The following is a 15488-nucleotide window of genomic DNA, read 5'->3' on the forward strand; positions in this document are numbered from 1 at the left end:
GCCCAGGGCTTACTCGGCGAGGTCCTGCTCCTCAATGGTCTGGTTGTGGTTGGTGAACACGCAGATATCGCCAGCGATACCCAGGGCGGTCTCGACGATTTCACGGGCCGACAGGTCGGTTTTCTTCAACAGCGCGCTGGCCGCAGCCTGGGCGTAGCCGCCGCCGGAACCCATGGCGATCAGGCCATGCTCGGGTTCAACCACGTCGCCGTTGCCAGTGATGATCAGGGAAGCGTCTTTGTTCGCAACCGCGAGCATGGCCTCCAGGCGGCTGAGGGAGCGGTCGGTGCGCCATTCTTTGGCTAGTTCCACAGCGGCGCGCACCAGGTGGCCCTGGTGTTTCTCAAGCTGGCCTTCGAAACGCTCGAACAGGGTAAAGGCGTCGGCGGTTGCGCCTGCGAAGCCGGCAAGCACCTGGCCGTGGTACAGGCGGCGCACTTTCTTGGCGTTGCCTTTCATCACGGTGTTGCCCAGGGAAACCTGGCCGTCGCCGCCCATGACAACTTTGCCGTGGCGACGTACTGAAACGATGGTGGTCAAGGGGAGAGTCTCCACGCAGCGGGGCGAAAATGCCCTGATGGAAACTCATATGGGGGTGGCGAGGGGGATTTCAACCGTAGGAAGGCAGGGCGGACGAGTGGTGATCGTTCCCACGCTCCGCGTGGTAATGCCGCCTTGGGCGCTCTGCGCCTGCTCTGTGACGCAAAGCGTCAAGGGGCACGTTCCCACGCGGAGCGTGGGAACGATCAGTGGGTATGCGTCAGCGGCTCTGGCGTTGTTGTAACAACAGGTTGCTAAACCCTGCGCCGGCCAATTGCTTTTGCGCCACGGTCAGCTGTTCACGGTTGCTGAACGGCCCCACCAATACGCGATACCAGGTCGCGTCCTTCACCGTGCCAGACTCCACCGATACCGACTGGCCCAACAGAATGATCTGTGCGCGTACACGGTCCGCATCCGCCTGTTTCGGGAACGAACCCGCTTGCAGGAAGAACTTGGTCACCGGCGCAGCCTTGGTGGCTGCCACGGGCGGTGCTGGCGGCGGCGTGATGCCGGCCAGCGCGGCCTGGGCGCGCGCGGTGTCGATTTTCGCCGCTTCTGCTGGGGTTACCGGCGTGGTCGGCACCTGTGGCGTCGGCAGGGTTTTTTCCGGCACGGCGTCAGGCGGCACGATCACTTCCGACTCCGGCAGCAGCGTGTAGAAGTCGTACTTGGGCTTTACCGGTGCAGTCGGGCTCGGCGCGGTCTTGTTGGCTTCGGCGATTTTCGTGGCCTTTTGCTGCTCCTGTTTGACGCGCTTGACGTCATCGCCCTGGCCGGGCTCCAGCTTCATCAGAAACACGATAAATGCGCCGACCGTAAGGCCGATGGCCATCCACAGCCAACCCGGAATCGGTTGCTTCGCCGGGGCCTGGTAGCGGCTGGCGCCGCGCTTGGGTGCAGGTTTTTTCTTGGCAGCCAACTTACATACGCTCCAGAGTTTCCAGGCCCAAGAGTTCCAGGCCTTGCTTGAGGGTGCGTCCAGCCAATGCGGCAAGGCGCAGGCGACTTTGTTTCTGGGCTTCGTCGTCGGCGGTCAGGATCGGGCAGTTCTCGTAGAAACTGGAGAACAGGCCGGCCACTTCGTACAAATAGGTGCACAGGATGTGCGGCGTGCCTTTTTCGCCAACGCTGTTGAGCACTTCGCCAAATTGCGCGAGCTTGGCCGCCAGTTCCTGTTCAAGGGCGGCGTCCAGCGCGATCTGGCCTTGGACTTCGCTGAAGTCCTTGCCCAGTTTGCGGAATACCCCGGCCACGCGGGTGTAGGCGTACAGCAGGTACGGTGCGGTGTTGCCTTCGAAATTGAGCATCAGGTCGAAGTTGAAGCTGTAGTCGCTGGTGCGGTGCTTGGACAGGTCGGCGTATTTCACCGCGCCAATGCCCACCACGCGGGCAATGTTGCGCAGGTCGGCCTCGGCCAGCTCCGGGTTCTTTTCCTTCACCAGGTTGTAGGCACGCTCCTGGGCTTCGGTCAGCAGGTCGATCAGCTTCACGGTGCCGCCGTCGCGGGTCTTGAAGGGGCGGCCATCGGCGCCGTTCATGGTGCCAAAGCCCATGTGCTCCATGTGCATCGGGTGGGTGACGAAACCAGCGCGGCGCGCCACTTCGAACACCTGCTGGAAGTGCAGGGCCTGGCGCTGGTCGACGAAGTACAGCGCACGGTCAGCCTTGAGCACGCCACTGCGGTAACGCACGGCGGCCAGGTCAGTGGTGGCGTAGAGGTAGCCGCCATCGGCCTTGACGATGATCACCGGCAGCGGCTCGCCGTCGGCGGTCTTGAATTCTTCGAGGAACACGCACTGGGCGCCGTTGCTCTCGACCAGCAGGCCCTTGGCCTTGAGGTCGTTGACCACGTTGATCAGGTCGTCGTTATAGGCGCTTTCGCCCATCACGTCGGCCATGGTCAGTTTCACGTTGAGCAGCTCGTAGATTTCCTGGCAGTGGGACAGGGAAATTTCACGGAAGCGGTTCCACAGCGCCAGGCACTCTTCGTCGCCGGCTTGCAGCTTGACCACCAGGCCCCGGGCGCGGTCGGCAAACTCTTCAGACTCGTCGAACCGCTTTTTGGCGGCACGGTAGAAGTTTTCCAGGTCGGCCAGTTCGTTGCTGGTGATCGGGTTTTCTTGCAGGTAGGCCATCAGCATGCCGAACTGGGTACCCCAGTCGCCCACGTGGTTCTGGCGGATCACGGTGTCGCCGAGAAACTCCAGCACCCGTGCCACGCCGTCGCCAATGATGGTGGAGCGCAGGTGGCCCACGTGCATTTCCTTGGCCAGGTTCGGCGCCGAAAGGTCAATGACCACGCGCTGGCTGTCGCCGGCCTTGCGAGCACCGATGCGGGCATCGGCCAGGGCGGCATCCAGGCGCAACGCCAGGGCCTGGGTGTTCTGGAAGAAGTTGATAAAACCAGGGCCGGCGATTTCGGCCTTGGTGACACTGGCGTCAGCCGGCAGGGCTGCGATGATTTTTTCGGCCAGGTCGCGCGGTTTCATGCCGGCCGGCTTGGACAGCATCATCGCGATGTTGCTGGCGAAGTCGCCATGGGTCTTGTCGCGGGTGTTCTCCACCTGGATCGCCGGCGACAGGCCTTCAGGCAACACACCTTCGTTGACGAGTTGGGTGAGGGCTTGTTGGATCAGCTGGCGAATGGTGTCTTTCATGGTGTTCTCTTTCGACCGCAAGCGGCGGCGCGCGATGCGCAGGTGGAAAAACTGGGCATTATCCGTGGCGAGGGCGGGCTTGCCAACCGTTCAGACTATATGGCGGACCTGCGGGCCTCTTCGCGGGCAAGCCCGCTCCCACATTTAAGGGTATTCACATTTCATAATGTGGGAGCTGGCTTGCCTGCGATGACGTAATTACCCTCAATACAAATCTACCGGGTCTACATCCAACGACCATCGCACCTGCCGGCCGCTGGGCAGTTGCTCCAGCTCAAGCATCCAGCGATTTAATAGCCGATGCAGCGGCGCGCGCGAGGTTGCCTGCAAGAGTAGCTGAGCGCGATAACGTCCGGCGCGCCGCTCCATGGGCGCTGGCACCGGGCCGAGTAATTCGATGCCGCTGAGGGCCAACTCGCCCAATAAACGCTCAGCGGCGCTGCAGGCCTCATCAAGAAAGCCTTCGGCCTGACCGGGCTTGTGGGCCTCGGCACGCAGCAGCGCCAGGTGCGCAAAGGGCGGCAGGCCAGCGGCGCGACGTTCGCTCAAGGCCTGTTCGGCGAAGGCAAAGTAGCCCTGTTCCGTCAGTTGAATCAGCAGCGGGTGGTCGGCCAGGTGCGTCTGGATAATCACCCTGCCTGGCTCTTCGGCCCGCCCGGCGCGCCCTGCCACCTGCACAATCAACTGCGCCATGCGTTCGCTGGCGCGAAAATCCCCGGAGAACAGCCCGCCATCGGCATCCAGGATCGACACCAGGGTCACCCGTGGGAAGTGATGCCCTTTGGCAAGCATCTGCGTGCCCACCAGAATGCACGGTTGGCCCTTGTGGATGGTGGTGAACAGTTGGTTCATAGCGTCTTTGCGCGACGTGCTGTCGCGGTCGACCCGCAGCACCGGGTAATCCGGGAACAGAATGCCCAGGCGTTCTTCGGCGCGCTCGGTGCCGGCGCCCACGGGCCGCAGGTCCACCTTGCCGCACTGCGGGCAATGGCGCGGTACCCGTTCCACATGGCCGCAGTGATGGCAGCGTAACTCGCCGTGGCGCTGGTGCACGGTCATGCGCGCATCGCAGCGCTCGCAGCCGGACATCCAGCCGCAGTCATGGCACAGCAGCGTCGGGGCAAAGCCGCGGCGGTTGAGGAATACCAATACTTGCTGGCCGGCGGCCAGGGTCTGGCCAATGGCCTGTTGCATCGGGCCGGAAATCCCGCTGTCCAGCGGGCGGCTTTTCACGTCCAGGCGCAGGAAACGCGGTTGTTTGGCGCCGCCGGCGCGCTCGTTCAGGCGCAGCAGCCCGTAACGGCCGGTGTAGGCGTTGTGCAGACTTTCCAGGGACGGCGTGGCCGAGCCCAGCACAATCGGGATGTCTTCCTGGCGGGCGCGCACCAGCGCGAGGTCGCGGGCGTGGTAGCGCAAACCTTCCTGCTGTTTATAGGAGCCATCGTGCTCCTCGTCGACGATGATCAGCCCGGGGTTTTTCATCGGCGTGAACAGTGCTGAGCGCGTGCCGATAATAATGTCGGCCTCGCCGTCCCGCGCCGCCAGCCACGACTCCAGGCGTTCACGGTCATTGACCGCTGAGTGCACCAGGGCGATCCGGGCATTGAAGCGTTGCTCGAAACGCGCCACGGTCTGCGGGCCCAGGTTGATCTCCGGGATCAGCACCAGTGCCTGCTTGCCGGCCTGCAGGGTCTCGCGGATCAGTTGCAAATAGACTTCGGTCTTGCCACTGCCGGTGACGCCGGCCAGCAGGAACGCGTGGAAACTGTCGAAACCGGCGCGAATCGCCTCATACGCGGCGCGTTGCTCGGGGTTGAGCGGCAACTCCGGCTGGGCCAGCCAATGTTCGTGGCGCGGGTCCGGGGCGTGCTTGCGGATTTCCACCTGCACCAAGCCTTTGGCCAGCAGCAGGTCAAGGCTGTCTTTGCTCAGCATCAGCTTGCTTAATAGCTGGTGGGCCACGCCGTGGGGATGCTGCGCCAAGGTGGCCAGGGCCTCACGCTGGCGCGGGGCGCGAGCGATGCGCGGGTCGTCGAGGCGTGCGCCGGGCACCATCGACCAGAAACGCTCCTGGCGCGCTTCGGCCAGTTCGCCCTGGCGCAGCAGCACAGGCAGCGCCCAGCTCAAGGTATCGCCCAGGCTGTGTTGGTAATACTGCGCGGTCCACAGGCACAGCTTGAACAGTGCGGGCGGCAGCGGCGGCGTGGCGTCGAGCAAGGCAATCGCCGGCTTGAGCTTTTCGGCAGGCACTTCGCTGTGGTCGGTGACTTCCACCAGAATACCGATCAGTTCCCTGCGCCCGAACGGCACGCGCACCCGCATGCCCGGCTGCAACTGCGCACGCGACACGCCGGGCGGGGCCCGGTAATCGAACAGGCGGCGCAGGGGCGAGGGCAGGGCTAGGCGCAAAATGGCGTCGGGCACGCGAGGAGTCTCATCTATTAAGGCAGCGGTGGCGCAGGGGCGGGAGCCTAGCAGACCGGGGTTGTCACGTCTCCAGTACTGGAACCGGATCTCCAGGACGGCTCAGCCTTCTGTGGGAGCTGGCTTGCCTGCGAAAGCGCTGGTGCAGTAACAAATGCAGTGACTGACACACCGCCTTCGCGGGTAAGCCCGGCTCCCACATTGACGGCGCAGTGCCAGGAATTTCTGATGAAAGGGAGTTTTCGGCCATCACCGTCGCTTGCGCGATTAAAAAGGTCTGGTAGAATCCGCGGCCTAATTACGTGCGGTATTCGACAATAGTGTCGAGTGGCGGCACGCTAGCCTGAGGAAGTGCCATGAAAGCCGATATCCATCCAGCGTACGAAACCATCGTAGTTACCTGCAGCTGCGGCAACAAGTTCGAAACTCGTTCGAACCTGTGCAAGCCACTGGGTACTGACGTATGCAACGAGTGCCACCCGTTCTACACCGGTAAGCAGAAAACTCTGGACACCGGCGGCCGCGTACAGCGCTTCGCAGATCGCTTTGGTGCTTTCGGCAAGAAGCCTGCTACTCCAGCAGAGTAAGGTTCAAGAGCCTTATGGGCTTTTACCCGCTGTTGAAAAAGGCGTCCCTTGTGGGCGCCTTTTTTGTGCCTGGGATTTGGTTGGCGACCGCCCAGGCCCAAGCATTCTGCCCCGCCCCGGCGGCCATCGCCCGGGTCGAGGTGCAGCGTGTGGTGGATGGCGACACGGTGCGGCTCAAGGATGGTCGCAGCGTACGCATGATCGGCCTCAACGCGCCGGAAACCGGCAAGAAGGGCCGCCCTGATGAGCCATTTGCCGTCGCCGCGCGCCAGCGTCTGCAGGCGTTGGTCAAGGCCAGTGATGGGCGCGTCGGCCTGGTGCCGGGGCGCGAAGGCAAAGACCATTACGGGCGCACCCTGGCTCACCTCTACGGCGCCAATGGCGAGAACCTGGAGGCGCAACTGCTGGCCGAGGGCTTGGGGTACCAAGTGGGCGTCGCGCCGAATGTCGACCTGGTTGCCTGCCAGCAGGCGGCCGAAAACAGCGCTCGCCAGGCACGGCTCGGCCTGTGGCGCCAATCGCCGGTGCAAAGCGTGGCCAATCTCAAGCGCTCCGGGTTTGCCCTGGTGGCTGGTCGGGTCAGCAAGGTTGAGCGCAATCGCGGCGGAATCTGGATTGAACTGCAGGGTTCACTGGTATTACGCATTGCGCCCGAGTTGATCAGCCAATTCGATACGGCCATGCTCAATGGTCTGCAAGGCCGCACCCTGGAGGCGCGTGGCTGGGTGCAGGATCGCGCCCGCCGTGGCAGCCTGAAAAAAGGCCAAGCACGCTGGCTGTTGCCAATAACCGACCCTGGCATGCTGAAATCGGCGCTTTGAATAAAAAATTGTAGACATTTTTTATTTCGATTGTGAACAGTTGAGCCCTTGTATCCCGTGGCTCTTGGCCAAAAGTCGTAGCCCAGGGCCCTTGACACCTGTGACTGCCCAGTCTTGTAGGGACTTTACGACACGCGTATCCTCGGCGGTCCGTCGACCAACAGTAAAAGCGGAATGCCGATATGTCTGATTTGAAAACTGCCGCTCTCGAATACCATGCCAATCCTCGTCCAGGAAAGCTGAGTGTAGAGCTCACCAAAGCCACTGCCACAGCCCGCGACCTGTCGCTGGCCTACAGCCCTGGTGTTGCCGAACCCGTACGTGAAATCGCCCGTGACCCAGAGCTGGCGTACAAGTACACCGGCAAAGGCAACCTGGTTGCAGTGATTTCCGATGGCACCGCGATTCTTGGCCTGGGTAACCTCGGCCCATTGGCTTCCAAGCCAGTCATGGAAGGTAAGGGCGTGCTGTTCAAGCGCTTTGCCGGCATCGACGTGTTCGACATCGAAGTCGATTCCGAAAGCCCGCAGGCGTTCATCGACACCGTCAAGCGCATTTCCATCACGTTCGGTGGCATCAACCTGGAAGACATCAAGGCACCTGAGTGCTTCGAGATTGAAAAGGCCCTGATCGAGCAGTGCGACATTCCGGTATTCCACGATGACCAGCACGGCACCGCGATCGTTACCGCAGCCGGCATGATCAACGCCCTGGAAATCGCTGGCAAAACCCTGGGCGAGGCGAAAATCGTCTGCCTGGGCGCCGGTGCCGCAGCCATTTCCTGCATGAAGCTGATCATCAGCATGGGCGCCAAGCTGGAAAACATCTACATGGTCGACAGCAAGGGCGTGATCCAGTCCGAGCGTACCGACCTGAACCAGTACAAGGCGATGTTCGCCCACCCGTCCTCCAAGCGCACCCTGGCTGACGCCCTCGACGGTGCCGACGTGTTCGTTGGCCTGTCCGGCCCGAACCTGCTGAGCGCTGAAGGCCTCAAATCCATGGCGCCGAACCCTATCGTGTTCGCCTGCTCCAACCCGGATCCGGAAATCGCTCCTGAGCTGGCCCACGCCACCCGCAGCGACGTGATCATGGCCACCGGCCGTTCGGACTACCCTAACCAGGTCAACAACGTATTGGGCTTCCCGTTCATCTTCCGTGGTGCCCTGGACGTTCGCGCCAAGCGCATCAACGAAGAAATGAAAGTGGCTGCTGCCAACGCCCTGCGTGAGCTGGCCAAGCTGCCGGTACCTCAGGACGTGTGCGACGCCTACGGTGGCGCCAAGCTGGAATTCGGTCGTGAGTACATCATTCCCAAACCAATGGACAAGCGCCTGATCACCCTGATCTCCGATGCCGTGGCCAAGGCCGCGATCGAGACTGGTGTGGCTACCCTGCCGTATCCGAAGAACTACCCGCTGCAAAGCGTGGATGATGTGTTCAACGGCTAAGCTGTTGTAGCGCACCCACAAAAAAGCCCCGGCTGAGTGATCAGTCGGGGCTTTTTTGTGGGTAGCGAGCGCCTATGGCTGATCGTTCCCACGCTCTGCGTGGGAATGCCCACCTGGACGCTCCGCGTCGGCTTTTAAGGTCGTGACGCAGAGCGTCACAGGATGCATTCCCACGCGGAGCGTGGGAACGATCGGCCGATCAGCGTGATCAGGTCAGAACAAATCGATCGGCGCGCCTTCATCCGCCGGCAGCGGGCTGCCCGGCACTACACCGTTGCCCAGTTCATTGACCGACGGCGGCGTGTCTTCACTCTTGAACAGCTCGAAGTACGCATTCGGTGTGCTTGGGGAGGCCGCACGGCCACTGATCGGGTCGATGCGCAGGCTGAGGATGCCTTCGGGCTCCGGTTGGGTGTGTAGCGGCTTGTCCTTGAGGGCGGCGCCCATGTAACTCATCCAGATCGGCAGGGCGACGGTGCCACCGAATTCGCGGCGGCCCAGGCTTTCCGGTTGGTCATAGCCGGTCCACACGGTGGTCACGTAGTCGCCGTTGTAACCGGAGAACCAGGCGTCCTTGGATTCGTTGGTAGTACCGGTCTTGCCGGCGATATCCGCACGGCCCAGGGCCAGTGCGCGGCGGCCGGTGCCCTTCTTGATCACGTCTTGCAGGATGCTGTTGAGGATATAAGTGGTACGGCCATCCACGATGCGCTCGGCAACTGCTGGCGCTTGCGGTTCAGCGGGTGCGCCGGCGTTTGCGGCCGCTGGCGTGCCTGGCGTCGGCTCGATGGTGATACCGCCGTTGCTCGGTGCTGCGAGCCCGTCGGTGGCGGCCACGCCATTGACCACATCGCCGGGTACCCGTGGCGGGTTGGCGGTGAACAGGGTGTCGCCATTGCGGCTTTCGATCTTATCGATCAGGTACGGCGCGATCTTGTAGCCGCCGTTGGCAAAGGTGCTCCAGCCGGTGGCGATTTCCATTGGCGTGAGGGTTGCGGTACCCAGGGCCAGGGACAGGTTCGGCGGCAGGTCAGACTTGGCGAAGCCAAAGCGCGTCATGTAGTCGATGGTCTTGCCTACGCCCATCGCCTGCAGCAGGCGGATCGACACCAGGTTGCGCGACTTGTACAACGCCTCGCGGATGCGGATCGGGCCGAGGAAGGTGTTGGTGTCGTTCTTCGGGCGCCAGACCTTGTCCAGGTATTCATCGACAAACACGATTGGTGCGTCGTTGACCAGGCTGGCGGCGGTGTAGCCGTTGTCCAGCGCGGCACTGTAGACAAACGGCTTGAAGCTGGAGCCTGGCTGGCGCTTGGCCTGGGTGGCGCGGTTGTAGTTGCTCTGCTCGAAGGCAAAACCGCCGACCAGCGCGCGGATTGCACCGTTCTGCGGGTCCAGGGACACCAGAGCGCCCTGGGCGAGCGGCACCTGGCTGAATTTGAGGCTGTCATCCTTCTGGCGTTGCACGCGGATCAAATCGCCCACCTGGGCCACGTCGGAGGGCTGCTTGGGCATCGGGCCCATGCTGTTGGTGTTCAGGAACGGGCGTGCCCACTTCATGCTGTCCCAGGCTACATGGGCTTCGCCAGAGCGGGTCAGCACTTGGATACCGTCTTTCGATACCTGGGTAACGATGGCCGGGTCCAGGCCGCTGATCGAACGCTGTTTGCCCAATTCGGTGGTCCAGGCACTCAGGGTCTTGCCCGGCAGGCGCGACTCGGGGCCGCGGTAGCCGTGACGCTGGTCATAAGTGATCAGGCCTTCATGTACCGAATGGTTGGCGATTTCCTGCAAATTGCTCGGCACCGTCGTGGTCACGCGGAAACCTTCGGTGTAGGCCTCGCTGCCATAACGGCCGACCATCTCGGCGCGGGCCATTTCAGCGATATAGGGTGCATTCACTTCCGGCGTCGGCACGTGATAGCTGGCATTCAGCGGTTCGGCCACGGCGCTTTCATAAGCGGCCTGGTCGATCTTGCCCAGCTTGTACATGCGGCCCAGGATCCAGTCGCGGCGTTCTTTACTGCGCGCCGGGTTGGCCAGCGGGTTGAAGCGCGACGGCGCCTTGGGCAGGCCAGCAATCATTGCCATTTGCGCCAGGCTGGCGTCACGAATTGACTTGCCGTAGTAGACCTGCGACGCGGCCTCGATGCCGTAGGCGCGGTTGCCCAAGTAGATTTTGTTGACGTACAGCTCGAGGATTTCATCCTTGGTCAGTTGGCGTTCGATCTGCAGCGCCAGCAGGATTTCGGTGGCCTTGCGGGAAAAGCTGCGCTCGCTGGTAAGGAAGAAGTTCTTCGCCACCTGCATGGTGATGGTGCTGCCGCCGGATTGAATGTGTCCGCTTTTTACCAATTGCGTGGCTGCGCGCACCAGGCTGCTGGGATCTACGCCGTAGTGGTTGGCGAAATTATCGTCTTCGGCGGACAGCAATGCGCTGATGAAATTGGGCGGAATGTCGGCAAAACGGATCGGTGTGCGGCGCATTTCGCCGAACTCCGCGATCAGTTTTTCATCGCTGCTGTAGACCCGCAAAGGAATCTGCAACTGGATACTTCTGAGGGCCTCTACGGAGGGCAAACCCGGACTAAGGTAGAGGTAGGCCCCGCTGAATACGAGCATCAGCCCGCAGACGATGGCGACAATGGAGTACCCGAAAAACTTCAGCAGACGAATCAAGGCTTTTGGATTTCCAGAGAAAAGAAAGAGTTACGCGTCGGGGCATGCATGGCAAACGATGGATCGACCCGGGCAGCAGATAAAAAGCGGGAAAAAACGCTGGGCATTAAAGCATTTTTCGGCTTGGGGCGTCATTCGCGAGCCTTGAACAAGCCGACCGAATGCAAGGTGCCTGGCAGCAATCAGGCGAGATGACAGCCGGTATGACAGGGAAAGTTTTGGGGAGTTTTATGGGAAAGGGATATTTCAGGCGAAAAGTCGACACGGTGTTGGGGGTCGATATCAATGACAGCGGTATCAAGTTGATCGAACTGGGCCGTTCATCCGGCGGTTTCAGCGTCCAGGGCTACGTCACGCAAGTTTTGCCGCCCCACGCGGTGGTCGATGGCACCCTGCTGGACCTTGAAACCGTGGGGCGGGTGCTGCAACAGGCGCGGTCGAGATTGGGGTCCTCGGCCCGATACGCTGCCGTGGCGGTTGCAGGCCCGTCGGTGATTACCCGGCTGATTGACATGGACGCCGGCCTCAGCGACGAGGAAATGGCCTGGAAGGTCCAGATGGAAGCCGACCAGTTCATCCCTTATCCATTGGATGAAGTGGCCATCGACTTTCAGGTTCAAGGGCCATCGGCTCAAGGCCCGCATTGGGTAGAGGTGATGCTGGCGGCGTGCCTGCGCGAGCAGGTCGAAGCGCGCGAGGCGGTTTTGGCCCTGGCGGGGCTGGTGCCGCGAGTGGTCGATGTAGAAGGGTTTGCATTGCAGCGCGCTTGCCTTCAGGATTTTGCCAGCTTCACGCCGGGTCATAGAGTCGATGGTGCACAATGGGCCTTGGATGCCCAAGGGATGGGAGTGGCTTGCGGGCTGGCCCTGAGGAGTTTCGCTGGATGACACGAATCAATCTTTTGCCTTGGCGCCAGGCCCTGGCGCAGCGCAGGCGCAAATACCTGTTGGTGCTATTGCTGGCGTTCGCCTGCGTGGCGCTCGCGGCATTGTGGTTGGCTGATCAAGTGATCGACCAGGCGATAGACCGGCAGGTAAGCCGCAACAGCCGCCTGGAAGAGCACATCGCCACCCAGGACTCGCGCATCAAGACCATCGACGATCTTCAGGAGCGAAGCCAGCAACTGGCCGAACGCATGAAGGTGGTGCAGGACCTGCATGATGCCCGCTCTTCCGGGGCTCGATTGTTCGAGCAATTGGCTCGTGCGGTGCCTGAAGGTGTCCATCTGCATGAGGTGGTCGCAAACGGCGACACCATCAGCATTCGCGGCACAGCTGAAAGCAACCAGGATATCGCCCGTTTGATGCAGCAGCTCAAGCCAGCCCAGGGCTCCAGTTCGACCCGCCTGCAGCGCGTGCAGGCCGAAGGTGCGCGCGGTGAAAGTGAATTCCAGCTGATGGTGCGCCAGGGGGAATCCAGCGAGGCGCAACCATGAGCCTGCCCAGGCTCGATTTTTCCATGCTCTCTGACAACGCTGCTAAATGGTCCCTGCCGGGCAAGGTGCTGCTCGGCTGTGCGCTGGCCGGCGTGGTGCTGGCGATAGGTGAAGTTTCGCATGGGGGGCCGCAGCGGGAGCGATTGCACGGGCTTGAGGCGCGGGAGCAGGCGCTGCAGCAGCAACTCACAGAAAAGACCGGCTTGGCCGCCAGCCTTGAACTGCGCACCCAGCAGGTGCGAAGCATGGAAGACAATGTTGCCAGCCTTCTCGGGCAATTGCCCGGCGAGCCCGAGGTGCCAGCCGTGCTGGAAGACCTCGCCCGGCTGGCGGCTGCCCATGGGGTGTGGGTTGAAGGCATCAGTGTGCTGGATGAAATACCTCGGCAGCTTTATATCGAACAACCCATGCAGATAAGCGCCTCCGGGGCTTACCACGACCTGGCGACGTTTGTCGGTGCCTTGGGTGGGTTGCCTCGGGTAGTTACCGTGCAGGACGTTACGCTTGGGCATCAGGGCGCCTTGCTGCGTCTGAACATGCTCGCCAAGACCTATCGTGGCACCCTGCAAAACGGCAAGGCCCGTCAGGTACTCGATCCCGGGCCGCCATTTGTCTACGCCCCGTCGTCCCTGCGCGACCCGTTCAAGCCGCCTGCCTTGCAAGCAGTCCATGTGCCTGGCCGGCCCGCTCTTGCACCGGATTTCACCCGGCCACGGGGGCTGTTGGAGGGTATGCGCCTGGAACAGTTCGAAATGGTCGGCACGCTGTCCAGGGGTATGCAGGCTTTCGCCTTGCTGCGCGCTGGAGCCAGGGTGTATCGACTGGCGGTGGGTGATTACCTGGGGCCGGATCATGGCCAGGTCACGGCCATCCAGGACGCGGCTGTCGAGCTGGTGGAGCTGTTTCCCGATGGACAGGGCGCTTGGTTGCAACGCCCGCGAACCCTTGTGCTGAACGTCAACTCATAACGGAATCAAACAATGAAAAGGACCTTCTCGTCCTTCGGTGTGGCGCTATGGATAGCGTTCACGGCACCGATGGCTGCTGCTGTGCCCAATCGCCTGGACCTGATCCAACTGCCGCCGCCCGACAGTGCCTCGTCGGTCAGCTATACAGGCGCCAAACTGACTCTGAACTTCCAGGAAATCGACCTGCGCGCGGTATTGCAGCAAATCGCCGATGTCGCCGGGCTCAACCTGGTGACCAGCGATGAGGTGCAGGGCTCGATCACCTTGCGGCTCAAGGATGTGCCCTGGGACCAGGCGCTGGACCTGGTGCTGCAAACCAAGGGGCTGGACAAGCGGGTCAAGGCGGGCGTGCTGCTGGTGGCGCCCGCCGATGAATTGGCCGCTCGCGAGCTGTTGATGCTGGAGTCGCGCAAGCAGATGGCTGAGCTGGCGCCCTTGCGGCGGGAGCTGCTGCAGGTCAATTACGCCAAGGCCGCCGACCTGGCCAAGCTGTTTCAGTCGGTGACCGGCTTTGAGGGTGCCACCGATGAGCGCGGTTCGGTGGCGGTGGATGACCGCACCAACAACATCATTGCCTACCAGACTGGCGAGCGGCTCGAAGAACTGCGGCGCATCGTGGCGCAACTGGATATCCCGGTACGCCAGGTCATGATCGAGGCGCGAATTGTGGAGGCCAATGTCGACTACGACAAAAGCCTGGGTGTGCGCTGGGGTGGGCGGCTCACACGCGGCCACGGCGGCGTTGGGGGTATTGCCAAGCCGCAGGCAGACGGCGCCGAGCCGCCGCAAAACCCGCCCAGTTCACCCTTTGTCGACTTGGGGGCGCTGGCCGGAACCTCGGGCCTGGGGATCGCCTATATCACCGACAACCTGTTGCTGGACCTTGAGCTGACTGCCATGGAGAAAACCGGCAACGGTGAGATCGTCTCGCAGCCCAAGGTCGTCACCTCCGACAAAGAGACTGCACGCATCCTCAAGGGCACCGAGATTCCTTACCAGGAATCCACCTCCCAGGGCGCCACCTCGGTGTCGTTCAAAGAGGCTTCGCTGTCGCTTGAAGTCACGCCGCAAATCACCCCCGACGACCATGTGATCATGGCGGTCAAGGTCACCAAGGATGAGCCCGACTACCTGAACCGCCTCAATGACGTGCCGCCGATCAAGAAAAACGAGGTCAACGCTAAGGTTCTGGTCAGGGATGGCGAGACCATCGTCATTGGCGGGGTTTTCTCCAATACCCAAAGCAAAGTGGTAGATAAAGTGCCATTTTTGGGCGATGTGCCGTATCTTGGCCGCCTTTTCCGGCGCGATGTGCTGGCGGAGAAAAAATCCGAGCTGCTGGTATTCCTGACTCCGCGTATCATGAATAACCAGGCGATTGCTGTGAGTCGTTGATTCTGTGCGAAATTTGATTCTTGTAGGGCCGATGGGGGCTGGAAAAAGCACCATCGGCCGTTTGCTGGCCAAAGAGCTGCGCCTGCCATTCAAAGATTCCGACAAGGAAATTGAATTGCGCACGGGTGCCAATATCCCATGGATCTTCGATAAAGAAGGCGAGCTGGGCTTTCGTGACCGCGAGCAGGCGATGATTGCCGAGCTGTGCGGCTGCGATGGCGTGGTATTGGCGACCGGCGGTGGCGCTGTCATGCGCGATGAAAACCGTCGGGCGCTGCATGCCGGTGGTCGGGTGGTGTATTTGCACGCGTCCGTCGAGCAGCAGGTGGGCCGTACCGCCCGTGATCGCAATCGCCCGTTGCTGCGCACCGCCGACCCGGCCAAAACCCTGCGGGACCTGCTGGCGCTGCGCGATCCGCTGTATCGGGAAATCGCCGATCTGGTGGTAGAAACCGATGAGCGGCCACCTCGGATGGTCGTACTCGACATCCTTGAGCGCCTGCAACGGTTGCCACCCCGTTAAAGCCT

Annotated in this window: 13 protein-coding genes; 8 read left to right on the plus strand and 5 right to left on the minus strand. The window is 61.9% G+C overall.

Annotation, left to right across the window (positions count from 1 at the left end):
• Window positions 1-9: 9 nt before the first annotated feature.
• The 4 genes from hslV to QK296_RS04145 form a co-directional block, all read right to left on the minus strand.
• The gene (gene hslV / locus QK296_RS04130) at window positions 10-540 is read right to left on the minus strand and encodes an ATP-dependent protease subunit HslV (protein ID WP_003171209.1); all 531 of its coding nucleotides are present in this window, start codon (window positions 538-540) and stop codon (window positions 10-12) included.
• 220 nt (window positions 541-760) lie between these two features.
• Entirely contained in the window at window positions 761-1462 is a 702-nt protein-coding gene (locus QK296_RS04135) for an SPOR domain-containing protein (RefSeq protein ID WP_003187899.1), read from the minus strand.
• Window position 1463: 1 nt separating this feature from the next.
• Window positions 1464-3200 carry an arginine--tRNA ligase gene (gene argS, locus QK296_RS04140; RefSeq protein ID WP_003187901.1) on the minus strand — a complete coding sequence of 579 codons (1737 nt, stop codon included), beginning with the start codon at window positions 3198-3200 and terminating at the stop codon, window positions 1464-1466.
• Window positions 3201-3404: 204 nt separating this feature from the next.
• Window positions 3405-5624 (minus strand): primosomal protein N', encoded by a 2220-nt coding sequence (locus QK296_RS04145; protein WP_003187902.1) that lies wholly within the window; start codon window positions 5622-5624, stop codon window positions 3405-3407.
• A gap of 356 nt (window positions 5625-5980) precedes the next feature.
• Between QK296_RS04145 and rpmE the strand changes: the two genes are divergently transcribed.
• From rpmE to QK296_RS04160, 3 genes are all read left to right on the plus strand, one after another.
• On the plus strand, window positions 5981-6211 hold the full coding sequence (rpmE, locus tag QK296_RS04150) for a 50S ribosomal protein L31 (RefSeq protein WP_003187904.1): 231 nt from the start codon (window positions 5981-5983) through the stop codon (window positions 6209-6211).
• A gap of 14 nt (window positions 6212-6225) precedes the next feature.
• Window positions 6226-7032 carry a thermonuclease family protein gene (locus tag QK296_RS04155; protein WP_003187905.1) on the plus strand — a complete coding sequence of 269 codons (807 nt, stop codon included), beginning with the start codon at window positions 6226-6228 and terminating at the stop codon, window positions 7030-7032.
• Between the two features lie 182 nt (window positions 7033-7214).
• Complete coding sequence (locus tag QK296_RS04160) at window positions 7215-8483, plus strand: malic enzyme-like NAD(P)-binding protein (protein WP_003187906.1); 1269 nt, start codon at window positions 7215-7217, stop codon at window positions 8481-8483.
• A 213-nt stretch (window positions 8484-8696) separates the two neighbouring features.
• On the opposite strand, the gene QK296_RS04165 is transcribed toward QK296_RS04160, so the two are convergent.
• Complete coding sequence (locus QK296_RS04165; RefSeq protein ID WP_003187907.1) at window positions 8697-11162, minus strand: penicillin-binding protein 1A; 2466 nt, start codon at window positions 11160-11162, stop codon at window positions 8697-8699.
• A gap of 230 nt (window positions 11163-11392) precedes the next feature.
• Here QK296_RS04165 and pilM point away from each other — a divergent pair, with 230 nt between their 5' ends.
• The 5 genes from pilM to aroK all read left to right on the plus strand — a co-directional run bounded on the left by pilM (window position 11393) and on the right by aroK (window position 15483).
• Window positions 11393-12049 (plus strand): type IV pilus assembly protein PilM, encoded by a 657-nt coding sequence (gene pilM, locus QK296_RS04170; protein ID WP_282390625.1) that lies wholly within the window; start codon window positions 11393-11395, stop codon window positions 12047-12049.
• The gene (locus QK296_RS04175) at window positions 12046-12597 is read left to right on the plus strand and encodes a PilN domain-containing protein (protein ID WP_003187909.1); all 552 of its coding nucleotides are present in this window, start codon (window positions 12046-12048) and stop codon (window positions 12595-12597) included. Before pilM ends, QK296_RS04175 begins: the two co-directional genes overlap by 4 nt.
• Window positions 12594-13565 (plus strand): pilus assembly protein PilP, encoded by a 972-nt coding sequence (locus QK296_RS04180; RefSeq protein WP_034134709.1) that lies wholly within the window; start codon window positions 12594-12596, stop codon window positions 13563-13565. The genes QK296_RS04175 and QK296_RS04180 overlap by 4 nt, the downstream gene beginning before the upstream one ends.
• Window positions 13566-13634: 69 nt before the next feature.
• Window positions 13635-14960, plus strand: coding sequence for a type IV pilus secretin PilQ family protein (locus tag QK296_RS04185; protein ID WP_032900361.1), 1326 nt, complete (start codon window positions 13635-13637; stop codon window positions 14958-14960).
• 4 nt (window positions 14961-14964) lie between these two features.
• The gene (aroK, locus tag QK296_RS04190; RefSeq protein WP_003187914.1) at window positions 14965-15483 is read left to right on the plus strand and encodes a shikimate kinase AroK; all 519 of its coding nucleotides are present in this window, start codon (window positions 14965-14967) and stop codon (window positions 15481-15483) included.
• The last annotated feature ends 5 nt before the right edge of the window (window positions 15484-15488 follow it).

Origin of the sequence: Pseudomonas sp. AL10, from assembly GCF_029960685.1 — a bacterium.
Classification (GTDB): domain Bacteria; phylum Pseudomonadota; class Gammaproteobacteria; order Pseudomonadales; family Pseudomonadaceae; genus Aquipseudomonas; species Aquipseudomonas lactis.